We start from the raw sequence: 15,212 nt of genomic DNA on the forward strand, positions 1-15,212 counted from the left end.
TTCGACATCGGGTCGGCATCCGCCGCGGTGCCGCCGGCAGCGAACTCTGGTCACTCCTGTCACAGCAGGTGAGCGCCGCCGATCGGGCGACCACCACCGGAAATGAAGTTACCGACGAGTACTTACTCCGTGCCGAGTCGAGACCGTATGAGACATTTTCCACATTGCATCCGGCCACGATATGACCATCATCTGTGCGTGCCGCAGCCTCGACGGGCCCCCGCAGCGGAGGTTGCGGGCCCGACACGGTGCTCGACGAACATTGTCGCGCAACAACTTCCAGTCAGCCAGGGCCATAGGTCCCGATCCGACCGCACGTCCTGAATTGATGCAGACGATACCCCCGCCGCCACCTCCGCCATATGGGAAGGCAAACCTAACAAGCATTTTCGGTCCCGTACGAACCACAGAGGGAATTAGTTCCCGGATTCGGTTGGGTTTAGAGTTCACAGAAGTCGGTTTAGGTTCTCGTCGAGCCCGAGCTGCGGTATATCCGAAAAGCTGTGCAGGCTCGACGCGCCCACCAAAGACGTTGGAGGCACAGCACTCGATGAGCAGCACGACTGAAGCCGCTCCCGCGAAGGAGCGCACCCGGTCGCTTTACCGGGGCGACCCCGGCATGTGGTCCTGGGTTCTACACCGGATCACCGGCGTCGCAACATTCTTCTTCCTTTTCGTCCACGTCCTGGACACCGCACTCGTGCGTGTCAACCCGGACACCTACGACCGGGTCATCGAGACCTACAAGAACCCGGTCGTCGGACTCATGGAACTCGCGCTCGTGGCCATGGTGCTCTACCACGCACTCAACGGCCTGCGCGTGATGCTGGTCGACTTCTGGTCGAAGGGCCCGCAGTACCAGCGCCTCATGCTCTGGATCATCATTGCGATCTGGTTCGTGGTCATGATCCCGGGCGCCGGTCGCATCTTCTACAACATGTTTGCGGGGCACTGACATGACGACAGAAGCCAAGACTCTCGGCAAGGCGTTCGACCGCCCCGCCAGCCTGGACAACCCCCGCTCGCCGCGTCGGCCGGCGAAGAACAACTTCGAGCTCTACGCGTGGCTGTTCATGCGTTTCTCGGGCCTGGCGCTGATCATCCTCGTCCTGGGTCACCTGTTCATCATGCTGATGCTCGACGACGGCGTGCACCGCATCAACTTCGCGTTCGTCGCGGGTCGCTGGTCCAGCCCGTTCTGGCAGTTCTGGGACCTCACCATGCTCTGGCTCGCCCAGCTGCACGGCGGTAACGGCCTGCGCACGGTCATCGCGGACTACTCGCGTAAGGACTCCACCCGGTTCTGGCTCAACACGATCCTGGTCGTGTCGATGATCCTGATCATGGGCCTGGGTACCTACGTCATCTTCACCTTCGACCCCAACATCTCGGCGAGCTAGGGGAGCAGAGACTTCATGCAGGAACATCGTTATGACGTCGTCATCGTCGGCGCCGGTGGCGCTGGCATGCGCGCAGCCATCGAGGCCGGGCCCCGCGCCCGCACCGCGGTTCTGACCAAGCTGTACCCCACTCGCAGCCACACCGGCGCCGCCCAGGGCGGTATGTGCGCGGCTCTCGCCAACGTCGAGGAAGACAACTGGGAGTGGCACACCTTCGACACCGTCAAGGGTGGCGACTACCTCGCCGACCAGGACGCCGTCGAGATCATGGCCAAGGAAGCCATCGACGCGGTGCTGGACCTCGAGAAGATGGGCCTCCCCTTCAACCGCACCCCCGAGGGCAAGATCGACCAGCGTCGTTTCGGTGGTCACACCCGTGATCACGGCAAGGCACCGGTTCGCCGCGCGTGCTACGCCGCCGACCGCACCGGCCACATGATCCTGCAGACGCTCTACCAGAACTGCGTCAAGCACGACGTCGAGTTCTTCAACGAGTTCTACGCGCTCGACATCGCGCTGACCGAGACCCCCGAGGGTCCCGTCGCCACCGGTGTCATCGCCTACGAGCTGGCAACCGGTGAGCTCCACGTCTTCCACGCGAAGTCGATCGTGTTCGCCACGGGTGGCTCGGGCCGCATGTACAAGACGACGTCCAACGCGCACACCCTCACCGGTGACGGCATGGGCATCATCTTCCGCAAGGGCCTCCCGCTCGAGGACATGGAGTTCCACCAGTTCCATCCGACGGGACTGGCCGGTCTGGGCATCCTCATCTCCGAGGCCGTGCGAGGCGAGGGTGGCATCCTCCGCAACGTCGACGGCGAGCGTTTCATGGAGCGCTACGCCCCCACCATCAAGGACCTCGCGCCGCGCGACATCGTCGCCCGCTCGATGGTGCTCGAGGTGCTCGAGGGTCGCGGTGCCGGTCCGAACAAGGACTACGTCTACATCGACGTCACGCACCTCGGCGAGGACGTGCTCGAGGAGAAGCTCCCCGACATCACCGAGTTCGCCCGTACCTACCTGGGCGTCGACCCGGTCACCGAGCTGGTCCCGGTCTACCCGACCTGCCACTACGTGATGGGCGGCATCCCCACCAAGATCAACGGTGAGGTGCTGCGCAACAACGAGGACCACGTTCCCGGCCTGTACGCCGCCGGCGAGTGCGCGTGCGTCTCGGTGCACGGCGCGAACCGCCTCGGCACCAACTCGCTGCTCGACATCAACGTCTTCGGGCGCCGCGCCGGCATTGCCGCCGCGGAGCACGCCGAGAAGTCCGAGTTCGTCGACCTGCCCGAGAACCCGGCCGAGAAGGTCGAGAAGTGGCTCGAGGTCATCCTCTCCGACCACGGCCACGAGCGTGTCGCGGACATCCGCACCGAGCTGCAGCAGTCGATGGACAACAACGCGTCGGTGTTCCGCACCGAGGAGACCCTGACGCAGGCGCTCAAGGACATCCACGCCCTCAAGGAGCGCTACAACCACATCACGGTCCAGGACAAGGGCAAGCGCTACAACAGCGACCTGCTCGAGGCCGTCGAGCTGGGCTTCCTCCTCGAGATGGCCGAGGTCACGGTCGTCGGTGCGCTCAACCGCAAGGAGTCGCGCGGCGGCCACGCCCGCGAGGACTACCCGGATCGCAACGACGCCGAGTACATGCAGCACACGATGGCGTACAAGGAGGGATCGGAGCTCATCTCCCCGATCCGTCTGGACTACAAGCCGGTTGTCCAGACCCGCTACGAGCCGATGGAGCGTAAGTACTGATGTCCGCACCTGTCATGGACAAGGACGCACCCGCGCTGCCGCCCGTGCCCGAGGGCGCCGTCATGGTCACCCTCAAGATCGCCCGGTTCAATCCGGAGGACGGCGAGGGCCAGCGCTGGGAGAGCTTCCAGGTTCCCACCCTGCCGACCGACCGTCTGCTGAACCTGCTGCTGTACGTGAAGGGCTACCTGGACGGCACGCTGACGTTCCGTCGCTCCTGCGCGCACGGCGTGTGTGGTTCGGACGCGATGCGCATCAACGGCGTCAACCGTCTGGCCTGCAAGGTCCTGATGCGCGACATGCTGCCCAAGGACGGCAAGCCGATCACCATCACCGTCGAGCCCATCAAGGGCTTGCCGGTCGAGAAGGATCTGCTGGTCAACATGGAGCCCTTCTTCGACGCGTTCCGCGCCGTGAAGCCGTTCCTCATCACGACCGGCAACGAGCCGACCCGTGAGCGCATCCAGTCGCAGGCGGACCGCGCTCGGTTCGACGACACCACCAAGTGCATCCTGTGCGCGTGCTGCACCACGTCGTGCCCGGTGTACTGGAGCGACGGCAGCTACTTCGGCCCGGCCGCGATCGTGAACGCACACCGCTTCATCTTCGACAGCCGTGACGAGGGCGCCGCCGAGCGTCTCGACATCCTGAACGACAAGGACGGCGTGTGGCGCTGCCGCACGACCTTCAACTGCACCGACGCGTGCCCCCGCGGCATCCAGGTGACGAAGGCGATCCAGGAAGTCAAGCGCGCGCTGCTGTTCGCCCGCAAGTGACGTCTTCGTAAGCTGACGCAACACCTCCGTTTTGCGCACTTGGCGCTGCTCCCGACCGGTTCGGGACAGCGGCAAGTGCGCAAAACGCGTTTCAGGGGGTCACGTGAGCGCGTTGCAATACACCCGTGACCGGGCCCACAGCGACACGCCGGGTCTGCTTCCCTACCCTGGACTGACGTTATGACTGCACTCCCGAAGTCCGCTCGGCGGCGAATCCTCCTGACCGCCACCGCCTCTGCACTCGCACTCGGTGCCGGGGTCGCTCCGGCGGCCGCGGTCCCGATGGCAGCGCAGTTGCCGCTGACCGCCGACGTGGGCGTCGCGCCCACGACCACTCCCCCGTTCAGCACGCCGAACACCGACGCCTGTCCGCACCGGGATTCACCGCCGCCCGCGATCGACCTGTCGGAGGTTCCGCAACCCGGTCAGGCCGCGCCGGCGCCGGTGCCGGTGCCCGACAGCCCGGTCGGCGGCGAGGGCCTCGGCAATTGCGGAACCGTCACCGCCCCCGGCACCCCGCCGCTGCCGGCCGACATCTCCGCCACCGGATGGGTGCTCGCCGATCTCGACTCCGGTCAGATCCTCGCCGCGAAGGACCCGCACGGCCGCTACCGGCCCGCCAGCACCATCAAGGTGCTGCTGTCGCTGGTCGCGCTCGAGGAACTCGATCTGGACAAGGCGTATGTCGCCGACGCCGCCGACGCCGCCATGGAGGGCAGCTCCGTCGGTCTCGGCGCCGGCGGCACGTACACCAACCTGCAGCTGATGCAGGGTCTCGTGATGCGCTCGGGCAACGACGCCGCCCACGCGCTCGCCACGCAGCTCGGCGGCGACGAGGCCACCGTGGAGAAGATGAACGCGAAGGCCCGCTCCCTGGGTGCGCTGGACACCCGGACGGCGTCGGTCTCGGGCCTCGACGGGCCCGGCATGTCGACCTCGGCGTATGACCTCGCGCTGTTCTTCCGGGCGGCGATGCAGAATCCGACGTTCGCACAGCTCATCTCGACCGAGTCGGTGGAGTTCCCGGGCCATCCGGCCGATCCGACCAAGCCCGAGGACAAGCCGGTCGAGCCGCACCCGATCTACAACGACAACATGCTGCTCGCCAACTACCCCGGAGCCCTCGGCGGCAAGACCGGTTACACCGACGACGCCCGGCAGACTTTCGTGGGCGGTGCCGAACGTGACGGCCGGCGACTGGCGGTGACCCTCATGGCGGCCGACGTCCTGCCGATCCGCCCGTGGGAGCAGGTGGCCAGGCTCCTCGACTACGGCTGGGCCGTCGCCCCCACCACGTCGGTGGGCGTGCTCGTGGACCCGGCCGCCGCGTCGTCGGACGAGCCCGCCGTGGAGGTCGCGGGACCGGATACGCACGGCCCGGGCGGGATGGATCTGGCGTCCGGTTCGGACCTGCCGAACAAGAGTGCCGCGGGCCGTGTCGCGATCGGCATCGTCGGGTCCGGCGTGGTCGTGGGTCTGCTCGGCTGGGCGCGTGCACTGACCCGTCGCCGACGCCGCTGACGCGAGCGCGACCGAGGCTCAGTCGCCGCGGCGACGCCACAGGCCGGCGAGGCCGATCGCGGCGAGGGCCCCCGCCCCAGTGAGCGCGAGCGCCTCGCGGACCGACGGGCCCTCGCGCAACTGCACCCGCGGACGGATGACGGCCGAGTCCGGCGGCGGCACGTACGCGTTCGCGAGGTTCTCCCGCGCGGTCGCGGCCCACGCCGTCGCGAACAGGATCAGCCGCGCGGTGAGGTTGCTGAACACGAGCAGACCGAGGATCGGGCCGAACGCGACACCGGCCGGGCCCTGGCTGATGACGCCCAGATAGATAGCGCCCACCTGCCGGAAGATCTCGAACACGATCGCGGCCCCGAAGGCGGCCCGGACGGCGCTGCGCAGCGTCACCGGCTCCCGGGGCAGCCGCGCGATCACCCACGTGAGCAGGGCCCAGGTCGCGAGCACGCTGACCGTCAGCGTGGCGATCCGCAGCGCCACCCCGATTCCGGTGACGTCCTCGAGGCCGAGCCATTCGACGACCCACTGCGCGATCGGCCCGTTGCTGAGCGCCGACAGGCCGAAAGTGACGATCATCGCCAGACCGAGGCCGACGAACGCGGCGAGGTCGCGGAGTTTGGTGGCCACGAAGCCCCGCGGCTCGTGCTTGTGTTCCCACATCGCGGTCAGCGCGTCACGCAGGTTCGCCATCCAGCCGAGCCCGGCGTAGGCGGCAACGAGCAGACCGAGCACACCGATCCCGGCGCGCGAGGCGATCGCGGAATCGATGAGACCGTTGACGGTCTCGCCGAGGCCGCCGGGCATGTTCTTGCTGACCTGGTCCTGGATCTCGGTGATCCAGTCGGGGCGGCCCGCCAGCACGAAACCGGCGATCGCGAACGCCACCATCAGGATGGGCACGATCGCGAGGATCGTGAAGTAGGTGATGCCCGCGGCGTAGTGGTCGCCCTTCTGCTGCTGGTAGCGGCCGCCCGCGCGGACGAGGTGATCGAGCCACGGCCGCGCCGCACGCTGCTTGTCGAGAAAGCTGGGTGCGGCGTCGGCCATATACGGATTACCCCCTACTGGTCAGGAATCCCACCTTCTCATAGACCTGACCCAATGTCCGGCCGGCGACCTCCCGGGCGCGGTCGGCACCGGCCGCGAGGATCCGGTCGAGTTCGGCGCGATCGGAGAGGTAGCCGTCGACCTTCTCCCGCAGCGGGGTGACGAACTCGGCGAGCACCTCGGCGGTGTCGGTCTTGAGGTCGCCGTAGCCCTTGCCCGTGTAGCCCGCGACCAGGTCGTCGACGCTCTTGCCGGACAGCGCCGACTGGATGGTGAGCAGGTTGCTGACCCCGGGCTTGTTCTCCGGGTCGAACCGGATCTCGCGCTCGTTGTCGGTCACCGCGGACTTGATCTTCTTCGCCGAGACCTTGGGATCGTCGAGCAGGTTGATCAGACCGGCCGGCGTCGGGCCCGACTTGCTCATCTTCGACGTCGGATCCTGCAGGTCGTAGATCTTGGCGGTGCCCTTGATGATCTGCGGCTCGGGAACCACGAACGTCTTACCGAAACGCGTGTTGAACCGGCCGGCCAGGTCGCGGGCCAGCTCGAGGTGCTGGCGCTGGTCCTCGCCCACCGGCACGCGCTGCGGGCGGTAGAGCAGGATGTCGGCGGCCATCAGCACCGGGTAGGTGAACAGGCCGACGCTGGCGTGCTCGCTGCCCTGACGCGCGGCCTTGTCCTTGAACTGCGTCATGCGGCTGGCCTCACCGAAACCGGTGATGCAGTTGAGGACCCACGCCAGCTCCGCGTGCTCGGGTACCTGGCTCTGCACGAACAGCGTCGACCGCTCGGGATCGATGCCGAGGGCCAGCAGCTGCGCGACGGCCCGCAGGGTGCGTTGACGCAGCTCCTTGGGATCCTGCGGCACCGTGATGGCGTGGAGGTCGGGGATGAAGTAGAAGGCGTCGAAGTCGTCCTGCAGAGGCACCCACTGCTGCAGCGCACCGAGGAAGTTGCCGAGATGGAACGAATCGGCGGTGGGCTGGATACCCGACAGGACGCGAGGCTTCGCGGTCGGTTGAGTGGTGGGATTCTCTGTAGTGCTCGACATAATCCTCGATACTTTCACGCACCGGGATCGGCGATGCGAGGCAGGTGCACGCCGGCGGATGCGAAACGGTCGACGACAGTGTCCTCGTGTCCGGGGCGCACCTGCAACACGATTGCGGCCGCAGTGTGACCGACGGCCGCCGCGAACCAGGACAGCTGGGTCGGCTGTTCGTCCAACAGGACATGTGCGTCCAGCACCAGTACCACCGCATCGTCGCCGACGGTGTCGCCGATCTCGCCGAAGCACTCGTCGAACGCGTCCTTGTTGCGCCCGAAGTAGTACGGGAATTGCAGGGCGGCCGCGAACTCGTCGAACAGCGCCGCGACGGTCGGCATGCGCCGGCCGCGCACGTGCCGCACCGGACGGACACCGCGGAGGTCCTCCTCGATGCCCGCGGCCCGAGCCGGCCCCGCAACCAGCAGCGACAGCCCGCGCGGGAACGTCGGCGTGGTCATCAGCGCATCCTCGCGAAGGTCTCGTAGTGATCGTCGGTGTACCACGCGGATCCGTCGCTGCCGGTGACGATGCGCTGCGCGTCGCGCCCGCGCCCGCTCTGCTTCCGGTTGACGTCCCACTCCTGGTAGCGAACGCGCTGCCCGCCAGCGGTCGCGGGCAGCCGGCCCTCGTGGTTTCCGAACGTCCGGCCGCCCTCGGTGCCGGGGGCGTCGGCGGGCGGCCACCGGCCGGCATCGATCGCGGCGAGTGTGGCCCACGCAGCCTGCGGAACGGCGCTCGCCTGCTGCGCGACGGTCGTCGTGGCCGAGGCCTTCGCGGTGGTCGTCTTCGCGGTGGTGGTCGTCGCGGGAGCGCTGCCGGTAGCCGAGACGGAGGACGACGCGGACGACGCGACGGGGGCCGCATCGTCGCCGCCGCTCTGCGTCCCGACGAACACCGCCACGGCGAGACCCACGAGGGCCACCAGCAGCGCGATGATCGGATTCTTGGATCGGGGCGCGGCCATCAGCGGAACTGCACCGTCACGGGCGCGTGATCCGACCAGCGCTCGGCGTACGTCGCGGCCCGCTCGACGCGGGCCTCCTTCGCCCGCTCCGCCAGCCCCGGGGTGGTGAGGTGGTAGTCGATGCGCCAGCCCGCGTCGGTGTCGAACGCCTTGCCGCGGTACGACCACCACGAGTACGGTCCGTCGACCTCGGGATGCAGCCTGCGGACGACGTCCACCCACGCTCCGTCGGTCAGCAGTTCCTCGACCCACGCCCGCTCGCCGGGGAGGAAGCCCGACTTCTTGACGTTGCCCTTCCAGTTCTTGATGTCCCGCTCGGTGTGCGCGATGTTCCAGTCGCCGCACACGAGAACCTCACGGCCGGCCGCGGCCGCCGCTTCGGCGCTGCGCGCCAGGTGCGCGGCGAACGACGCCATGAACCGTTCCTTCTGCTCCTGCTTGGGGGTCTCGGCCTCACCGGTCGGCAGGTAGAGGCTGCCGACGGTCAGCGCGTCGAAGTCGGCCTCGATGTAGCGCCCGGCGTCGGCGAACTCGTCGTCGCCGAACCCGATGCGCACAGCGTCCGCGGGGCGGCGCGACAGCACGGCCACGCCGTTGCGGCCCTTCGCGGACGGCTCCGCCGAGGCCACGTGCCAGCCGGCGTCGAGAGCGGGCGCGAGGGTATCGCGTAGCTGCTCGTCCGACGCGCGCGTCTCCTGCAGGCACACGACGTCCGCCTGCGATCCCGTGAGCCACTCGAGCAGACCCTTGCGGGCCGCCGCGCGGACACCGTTGACATTGACCGTGGTGATGATGTGGGGCACGACAGAACCGTAGCCGAGACCGGTGACGCTCCCGCCCGCCCGTCAGCGCCGGGCCGTCACCACCGCGACGGCGAGCACCGCCAGGCCCGCCGCGGCCAGGCCCGCCCCCACGAGGGCCGGCGCGGTGTAGCCGAAACCGGCCGCGATCACGACGCCGCCGATCCACGCGCCGAACGCGTTCGCGATGTTGAGCGCGGAGTGGTTGAGGGCGGCGGCGAGGGTCTGCGCGTCGGCGGCGACGTCCATGAGCCGGGTCTGCAGGCCCGGCACGAGGGCCGAGCCGGCCGCGGCGACGAAGAACAGCACGATCATCGCGGTGTAGGGGTTGTGCGCGGCGACGGCGAAGAGCGCGAGGAGCGCCACGAGGGCACCGAGCATCGCGAACAGTCCCCGGGTCAGCGCCCGGTCCGCGAGACGGCCACCGACTACGTTGCCCACCACCATGCCGAGTCCGTAGACCATCAGTGCCAGTGGTACCAGCCCGACCGGCAGTCCGGCGACGTCCGTCATCGTCCAGCCGATGTACGTGTAGACGGCGAACATCCCGCCGAATCCCACGGTGGCGACCACCAGCGTGAGCCACACCTGCCCGCGCCGCAGCGCCGCGAGCTCGGTCCGCGGATCGGTGGTGCGGACACCCTGCAGCGGGGGCACCCACGCCGAGATCGCCGCAACTGTGAGGGCACCGATCAGGGCGACCAGCGCGAACGCGCTGCGCCAGCCCAGGCCCTGTCCGATCCAGGTGGCGGCGGGCACGCCGACGACGTTGGCGACCGCGAGGCCGCTCATGACCGTCGCCACGGCCTTGGCGCGGTGTCCGGGCCCGGCGAGGTATGCGGCGACGAGAGACGCGACACCGAAGTAGGCGCCGTGCGGCAGCCCAGCCACGAAGCGCGCCACGATCAGCCCGCCGTAGTTCGGCGCCACGATCGTGGCCGCGTTACCCACGGTGAAGGCGACCATGAGCGCGATCAGCAGCGTCTTGCGGGGCATCCGGGCCGTCAGGGCCGCGATCACCGGCGCCCCCACCACCACGCCCAGTGCGTACGCCGTGATGACGTGCCCGGCCGTCGGCTCGGAGACACCCAGCCCGCCCGCGATCTGGGGCAGCAGCCCCATCGCCACGAACTCGGTGGTGCCGATGCCGAAGCCGCCCATGGCGAGCGCGAGCATCGCCCGGCGCCGCCCGGCTGGCGAGAGAAGTGTGCTCGAGGACGCAGGTGCGGTCGCCGAGGTGGTCAAGAAACGAGACCTTCCGAACAGGAGGAACAGCTGACGAACGACGTTATCGGCAGAATGGAAACGGGACGTTCCCACGAGGGGAACGTCCCGTTTCGGCGGAGGGGTTACGCGATTACGCGCGCGCCTTCTGCAGGTTCTCGTCGAGGGTCGCGAGGAACTCCTCGGTGGTCTGCCAGGCCTGGTCCGGACCCACCAGCAGTGCGAGGTCCTTGGTCATCTGACCGTTCTCGACGGTCTTGATGACGACGTCCTCGAGCTGCTGCGCGAACTCGATCAGCTCCGGGTTGTTGTCCAGCTTGCCGCGGTGCTCGAGGCCCCGGGTCCAGGCGAAGATCGACGCGATCGGGTTCGTCGAGGTCGGCTTGCCCTGCTGGTGCTGACGGTAGTGGCGCGTGACGGTGCCGTGCGCGGCCTCGGCCTCGACCGTGCGGCCGTCCGGGGTCATCAGCACGGAGGTCATCAGGCCCAGCGAGCCGTAGCCCTGCGCAACGGTGTCGGACTGGACGTCACCGTCGTAGTTCTTGCAGGCCCAGACGTAGCCACCCTCCCACTTGAGGGACGAGGCGACCATGTCGTCGATCAGGCGGTGCTCGTAGTGCAGGCCCGCCGCGTCGAACTCGGCCTTGAACTCCTCCTCGTAGATCCGCTGGAACTCGTCCTTGAACATGCCGTCGTAGGCCTTCAGGATCGTGTTCTTCGTGGAGAGGTAGACCGGGTAGTTCTGCTGCAGGCCGTAGGACAGCGAGGCCCGCGCGAAGTCCTGGATGGACTTCTTGTAGTTGTACATACCCATGACCACGCCGCCGTCCTCGGGCAGGCGGCACACCTCGTGCTGGATCGGCTCGGAGCCGTCGTCCGGGGTGTAGGTGATGGTGACGGTGCCGGCGCCGGGAGCCTTGAAGTCGGTGGCGCGGTACTGGTCACCGAACGCGTGACGGCCGACGATGACCGGCTTGGTCCAGCCGGGGACCAGGCGCGGAACGTTCGAGATCAGGATCGGCGCGCGGAAGATGGTGCCGCCCAGGATGTTACGGATGGTGCCGTTCGGGGAACGCCACATCTTCTTCAGGCCGAATTCCTCGACCCGAGCCTCGTCCGGGGTGATCGTGGCGCACTTGACGCCGACGCCGTGCTTCTTGATCGCTTCCGCAGCGTCGATGGTGACCTGGTCGTCGGTGGCATCGCGATGCTCGATCCCCAGGTCGTAGTACTCGAGATCGACATCCAGGTAGGGATGGATCAGCTTGTCTTTGATGAACTGCCAGATGATGCGGGTCATCTCGTCGCCGTCGAGTTCGACGACCTTGCCTTCGACCTTGATCTTGGACATGGGGGCTTCGCGTCCTCCTAGGAAGTTTCCCTGGTTCCGTTCCCTGGGTATCGGGTGCGCGCGGACCACTTTGTGAGTGCGCCCGCCAACGGTTCAGTTATCAAACGTATCCGGTCCGGATCGCCCGCGTCAGGGCCGACCCAAACATGACGAGCGTACTGCTATCCGCACGGAAGGCAACCACTGGGCCGAAATCCGCACACCCTACCGTCCGGTAACCAGACTTCCGCGGAGGGTCGCCGCGACCACGCGGCGACCCTCCGTCACTCGGATCAGCCGAGCTCGCCGACGACGGCCTCGGCGCTGCCGAGCAGCGCGCCGGACGCGGCCAGCTGCACCGCCGCCTCGATCTCCGGGGCCAGGTAGCGGTCCGTGCCGGGCCCCTCGACGTGCTCGCGGAGGGTGTCGCGCACCGCACCGGTCGCCGGGGACGGCTGCAGGGGCGCCCGCAGGTCCAGGCCGCGCGCCGCGGTGAGGGCCTCGATGGCCAGCACCCGGGTGAGTCCGTCGATCGCACGACGCAGCTTGCGCGCCGCCGACCAGCCCATCGACACGTGGTCCTCCTGCATCGCCGACGAAGGAATCGAATCGACGCTCGACGGGGCCGCCAGGCGCTTGAGCTCGGAGACGATCGCCGCCTGCGTGTACTGGGCGATCATGTGCCCGCTGTCGACGCCCGGATCGTCGGCCAGGAACGGCGGCAATCCGTGGTTGCGTGCCTTGTCCAGGAACCGGTCCGTCCGGCGCTCGCTCATGCTCGCCACGTCGGCGACGACGATTGCCAGGAAGTCCAGCACGTACGCCACGGGCGCGCCGTGGAAGTTGCCGTTCGACTCCACGCGACCGTCGAGGGTGACGACCGGGTTGTCGACCGCGCTCGCCAACTCGTACGACGCGACCCGCTCGGCGTGGGCGAGGGTGTCGCGCGCGCCGCCGGCCACCTGCGGTGCGCAGCGCAGCGAGTAGGCGTCCTGGACGACCGTGCAGTCGGGAGTGGCATGGCTGGCGACGATCTCGGAGCCGGCGAGGAGCCGGGTCATGTTCGCGGCCGCCACCGCCTGCCCGGGCTGCGGCCGCAGCGCCTGGAGGTCGGCGGCGAACACCTTGTCCGTGCCCATCAGCCCCTCGACGCTCATCGCCGCGGTGATGTCGGCGAGCGACAGCAGCCGGTGCAGGTCGTGGCAGGCGAGAACCAGCTGGCCCAGCATGCCGTCGGTGCCGTTGATGAGGGCGAGGCCCTCCTTCTCCTCGAGCTCGACCGGCTCGATCCCGGCCGCGGCCAGCGCCTCGGCCGCGGGCATCAGCTCACCGTCTGTGTTCCGCACGGTGCCCTCGCCGATGACGGCGAGCGCCACGTGTGCCAGCGGCGCGAGGTCGCCGGAGCAGCCCAGGCTGCCGTACTCGTGGACTACCGGGGTGATCCCGGACGACAGCAGCGCCGCGTAGACCTGCGCCACCTCCGGGCGAACCCCGGTGCGGCCGGTCGCGAGCGTGGACAGGCGCAGCAGCATCAGCGCTCGAACCACCTCGCGCTCTACCTCCGGACCGGATCCGGCGGCGTGCGAGCGGATCAGGCTGCGCTGCAACTGGGCCCGCAACTCCAGCGGGATGTGCCGGGTGGCCAGCGCACCGAAGCCGGTGGACACTCCGTAGACAGGCTTCGGATCCTCGGCGAGTGCCCGGATGCGGGCCCGGCTCTCACCGATCGCCGACAGCGCGTCCTCGGACAACTGCACCGCCGCGCCGAATCGTGCGACGCGCACCACTTCCTCCGGTGTCACCGCACCGACACCGACAACCACCGGTGCGATCTCGCCCGCTGCCCGGTCCGTGCGCGGGAGGGTGTTCGTGCTCATTGCTTGTACTCCGTTTCGACAGTGAAAAGTAAGAAGGTGTCTTGCTCGAGGTCGTCGGCGGCGTCAGACGGGATCGACGACGATCTCTTCCTCGGGTGCGCGCTCCGGCTCGACCCAGCGGCGGTAGGCCAGGGCGAGCAGCACCAGCCACACCGCGCCCACGACGAGCGCCACCCGGCTGTCGGCGTCGAACGCGAGTAGCGCGATGACAAAGACGAGGAACCCGATCGCGATCAGCTGCCCGTACGGCCAGAACGGCACCGGGAACTTCAGGGCGGCCGCCTCTTCCGCGCTCATCTTCTTCCGCGAGCGGTACTGGGCCAGCAGGATCATCAGCCAGACGAAGATCGTCGCGAAGGTCGCGATCGAGGCGATGACGAGGAAGACCCGGTCCGGCATCGCGTAGTTGAGGAGCACCCCGACCAGGAGCGCGACGACCATGACGACGACCGTCATCCACGGGACTCCGTTGCGGGAGACCCGACGCATCACCGCCGGGGCCTGGCCACGCTGGGCCATCCCGTACATCATGCGACCGGCGCCGAAGATGTCACTGTTGATCGCGGACAGCGCGGCAGTGATCACCACGACGTTGAGGACGGTAGCGGCCGGACCGATGCCGAGCCCCTGGAAGATCTGCACGAAGGGGCTGCCCTCTGCCCCGATGCTCTGCCACGGGGTGATCGCCATGATCACGGCCAGCGTGAGGACATAGAAGACGATGATCCGGATCGGCACCGTGTTGATCGCTCGGGGAATGGTGCGCTCCGGGTCCTCGGCCTCCCCGGCCGTGATGCCGATGATCTCCGTACCACCGAACGCGAACATCACGATCGCGAAGCACCCGAGGAATCCGCCGATCCCGGTCGCGAAGAATCCCCCCTCGTTCCACAGGTTCGACACGCCCTCGCTGGTGTCGTGGAGACCGAAGCCGAACACCAGGACCGCGATACCACCGGCGATCATCGCCACGATCGCCACGATCTTGACGATCGTGAACCAGAACTCCACCTCACCGAAGACCTTCACGCTGAGCATGTTGATCGCGCCGATGAAGAAGATGATCGCCAGCACCCAGATCCACCGTGGCACATCCGGAAACCAGAAGCCCATGTAGACACCGAAGGCTGTGACGTCGGCCAGACAGACCACGATCATCTCGAACGTGTAGGTCCAGCCGGTGGCGAATCCCGCGAGCGGACCGAGGTGCTTGCTCGCGTACTCGCCGAACGAACCCGACACCGGGTTGCTCACCGCCATCTCGCCGAGCGCACGGAGCACGATGTAGATCACCGCGCCACCGATGAGGTACGCCAGCAGGACGGATGGCCCCGCCTTTTGTATCACCTCGGCGGAGCCGTAGAAGAGGCCGGTGCCTATGGCGGAACCGAGGGCGATGAAGCGGATGTGGCGGGCCGTGAGACCTCGGGTCAGCGCCGCGGCGGTATCTTTCACAATCGA

At 68.1% G+C, this 15,212-nt stretch carries 14 protein-coding genes; 5 read left to right on the plus strand and 9 right to left on the minus strand.

From position 1 onward, the window contains the following. Positions 1 to 550: 550 nt before the first annotated feature. From sdhC to ABTV10_RS18545, 5 genes are all read left to right on the plus strand, one after another. A complete protein-coding gene (gene sdhC / locus ABTV10_RS18525) occupies positions 551 to 955 on the plus strand; it encodes a succinate dehydrogenase, cytochrome b556 subunit (protein ID WP_127914577.1) in 405 nt (134 codons plus the stop codon). A 1-nt stretch (position 956) separates the two neighbouring features. After that, complete coding sequence (locus ABTV10_RS18530) at positions 957 to 1,400, plus strand: succinate dehydrogenase hydrophobic membrane anchor subunit (protein WP_499029218.1); 444 nt, start codon at positions 957 to 959, stop codon at positions 1,398 to 1,400. Positions 1,401 to 1,415: 15 nt separating this feature from the next. After that, positions 1,416 to 3,167, plus strand: coding sequence for a succinate dehydrogenase flavoprotein subunit (sdhA, locus tag ABTV10_RS18535; protein WP_499029221.1), 1,752 nt, complete (start codon positions 1,416 to 1,418; stop codon positions 3,165 to 3,167). Next, a complete protein-coding gene (locus ABTV10_RS18540) occupies positions 3,167 to 3,943 on the plus strand; it encodes a succinate dehydrogenase iron-sulfur subunit (protein WP_127914580.1) in 777 nt (258 codons plus the stop codon). The genes sdhA and ABTV10_RS18540 overlap by 1 nt, the downstream gene beginning before the upstream one ends. 180 nt (positions 3,944 to 4,123) lie before the next feature. After that, complete coding sequence (locus tag ABTV10_RS18545) at positions 4,124 to 5,464, plus strand: D-alanyl-D-alanine carboxypeptidase family protein (protein ID WP_499029223.1); 1,341 nt, start codon at positions 4,124 to 4,126, stop codon at positions 5,462 to 5,464. Positions 5,465 to 5,482: 18 nt separating this feature from the next. On the opposite strand, the gene yhjD is transcribed toward ABTV10_RS18545, so the two are convergent. The 9 genes from yhjD to ABTV10_RS18590 all read right to left on the minus strand — a co-directional run bounded on the left by yhjD (position 5,483) and on the right by ABTV10_RS18590 (position 15,209). Next, a complete protein-coding gene (gene yhjD, locus ABTV10_RS18550; RefSeq protein WP_499029225.1) occupies positions 5,483 to 6,508 on the minus strand; it encodes an inner membrane protein YhjD in 1,026 nt (341 codons plus the stop codon). A gap of 7 nt (positions 6,509 to 6,515) precedes the next feature. Then, positions 6,516 to 7,559 (minus strand): tryptophan--tRNA ligase, encoded by a 1,044-nt coding sequence (trpS, locus tag ABTV10_RS18555; protein WP_499029227.1) that lies wholly within the window; start codon positions 7,557 to 7,559, stop codon positions 6,516 to 6,518. A gap of 14 nt (positions 7,560 to 7,573) precedes the next feature. Continuing rightward, positions 7,574 to 8,014 carry a barstar family protein gene (locus tag ABTV10_RS18560; protein WP_499029229.1) on the minus strand — a complete coding sequence of 147 codons (441 nt, stop codon included), beginning with the start codon at positions 8,012 to 8,014 and terminating at the stop codon, positions 7,574 to 7,576. Next, positions 8,014 to 8,520, minus strand: coding sequence for a guanyl-specific ribonuclease (locus ABTV10_RS18565; protein ID WP_499029231.1), 507 nt, complete (start codon positions 8,518 to 8,520; stop codon positions 8,014 to 8,016). Before ABTV10_RS18565 ends, ABTV10_RS18560 begins: the two co-directional genes overlap by 1 nt. After that, positions 8,520 to 9,323, minus strand: a complete 804-nt coding sequence (locus ABTV10_RS18570) for an exodeoxyribonuclease III (RefSeq protein ID WP_499029232.1) — start codon at positions 9,321 to 9,323, stop codon at positions 8,520 to 8,522. The genes ABTV10_RS18565 and ABTV10_RS18570 overlap by 1 nt, the downstream gene beginning before the upstream one ends. Before the next feature lie 42 nt (positions 9,324 to 9,365). Next, on the minus strand, positions 9,366 to 10,565 hold the full coding sequence (locus ABTV10_RS18575) for an MFS transporter (RefSeq protein ID WP_499029234.1): 1,200 nt from the start codon (positions 10,563 to 10,565) through the stop codon (positions 9,366 to 9,368). A gap of 112 nt (positions 10,566 to 10,677) precedes the next feature. Continuing rightward, a complete protein-coding gene (locus ABTV10_RS18580; protein ID WP_499029236.1) occupies positions 10,678 to 11,895 on the minus strand; it encodes an NADP-dependent isocitrate dehydrogenase in 1,218 nt (405 codons plus the stop codon). A 272-nt stretch (positions 11,896 to 12,167) separates the two neighbouring features. After that, complete coding sequence (gene hutH, locus ABTV10_RS18585) at positions 12,168 to 13,751, minus strand: histidine ammonia-lyase (protein WP_499029239.1); 1,584 nt, start codon at positions 13,749 to 13,751, stop codon at positions 12,168 to 12,170. A 63-nt stretch (positions 13,752 to 13,814) separates the two neighbouring features. Beyond that, a complete protein-coding gene (locus ABTV10_RS18590) occupies positions 13,815 to 15,209 on the minus strand; it encodes an amino acid permease (RefSeq protein WP_499035218.1) in 1,395 nt (464 codons plus the stop codon). Positions 15,210 to 15,212: the final 3 nt, after the last annotated feature.

It is taken from the genome of Paraburkholderia sp. RHO2, from assembly GCF_050955445.1.
Lineage (GTDB): Bacteria > Actinomycetota > Actinomycetes > Mycobacteriales > Mycobacteriaceae > Prescottella > Prescottella agglutinans_A.

Excerpts from the sequence above, each read along its gene's own strand:
- sdhC (WP_127914577.1), top strand. The coding sequence starts at position 551 with ATGAGCAGCACGACTGAAGCCGCTCCCGCGAAGGAGCGCACCCGGTCG.
- ABTV10_RS18530 (WP_499029218.1), top strand. The coding sequence starts at position 957 with ATGACGACAGAAGCCAAGACTCTCGGCAAGGCGTTCGACCGCCCCGCC.
- sdhA (WP_499029221.1), top strand. The coding sequence starts at position 1,416 with ATGCAGGAACATCGTTATGACGTCGTCATCGTCGGCGCCGGTGGCGCT.
- ABTV10_RS18540 (WP_127914580.1), top strand. The coding sequence starts at position 3,167 with ATGTCCGCACCTGTCATGGACAAGGACGCACCCGCGCTGCCGCCCGTG.
- ABTV10_RS18545 (WP_499029223.1), top strand. The coding sequence starts at position 4,124 with ATGACTGCACTCCCGAAGTCCGCTCGGCGGCGAATCCTCCTGACCGCC.
- yhjD (WP_499029225.1), bottom strand. The coding sequence starts at position 6,508 with ATGGCCGACGCCGCACCCAGCTTTCTCGACAAGCAGCGTGCGGCGCGG.
- trpS (WP_499029227.1), bottom strand. The coding sequence starts at position 7,559 with ATGTCGAGCACTACAGAGAATCCCACCACTCAACCGACCGCGAAGCCT.
- ABTV10_RS18560 (WP_499029229.1), bottom strand. The coding sequence starts at position 8,014 with ATGACCACGCCGACGTTCCCGCGCGGGCTGTCGCTGCTGGTTGCGGGG.
- ABTV10_RS18565 (WP_499029231.1), bottom strand. The coding sequence starts at position 8,520 with ATGGCCGCGCCCCGATCCAAGAATCCGATCATCGCGCTGCTGGTGGCC.
- ABTV10_RS18580 (WP_499029236.1), bottom strand. The coding sequence starts at position 11,895 with ATGTCCAAGATCAAGGTCGAAGGCAAGGTCGTCGAACTCGACGGCGAC.
- hutH (WP_499029239.1), bottom strand. The coding sequence starts at position 13,751 with ATGAGCACGAACACCCTCCCGCGCACGGACCGGGCAGCGGGCGAGATC.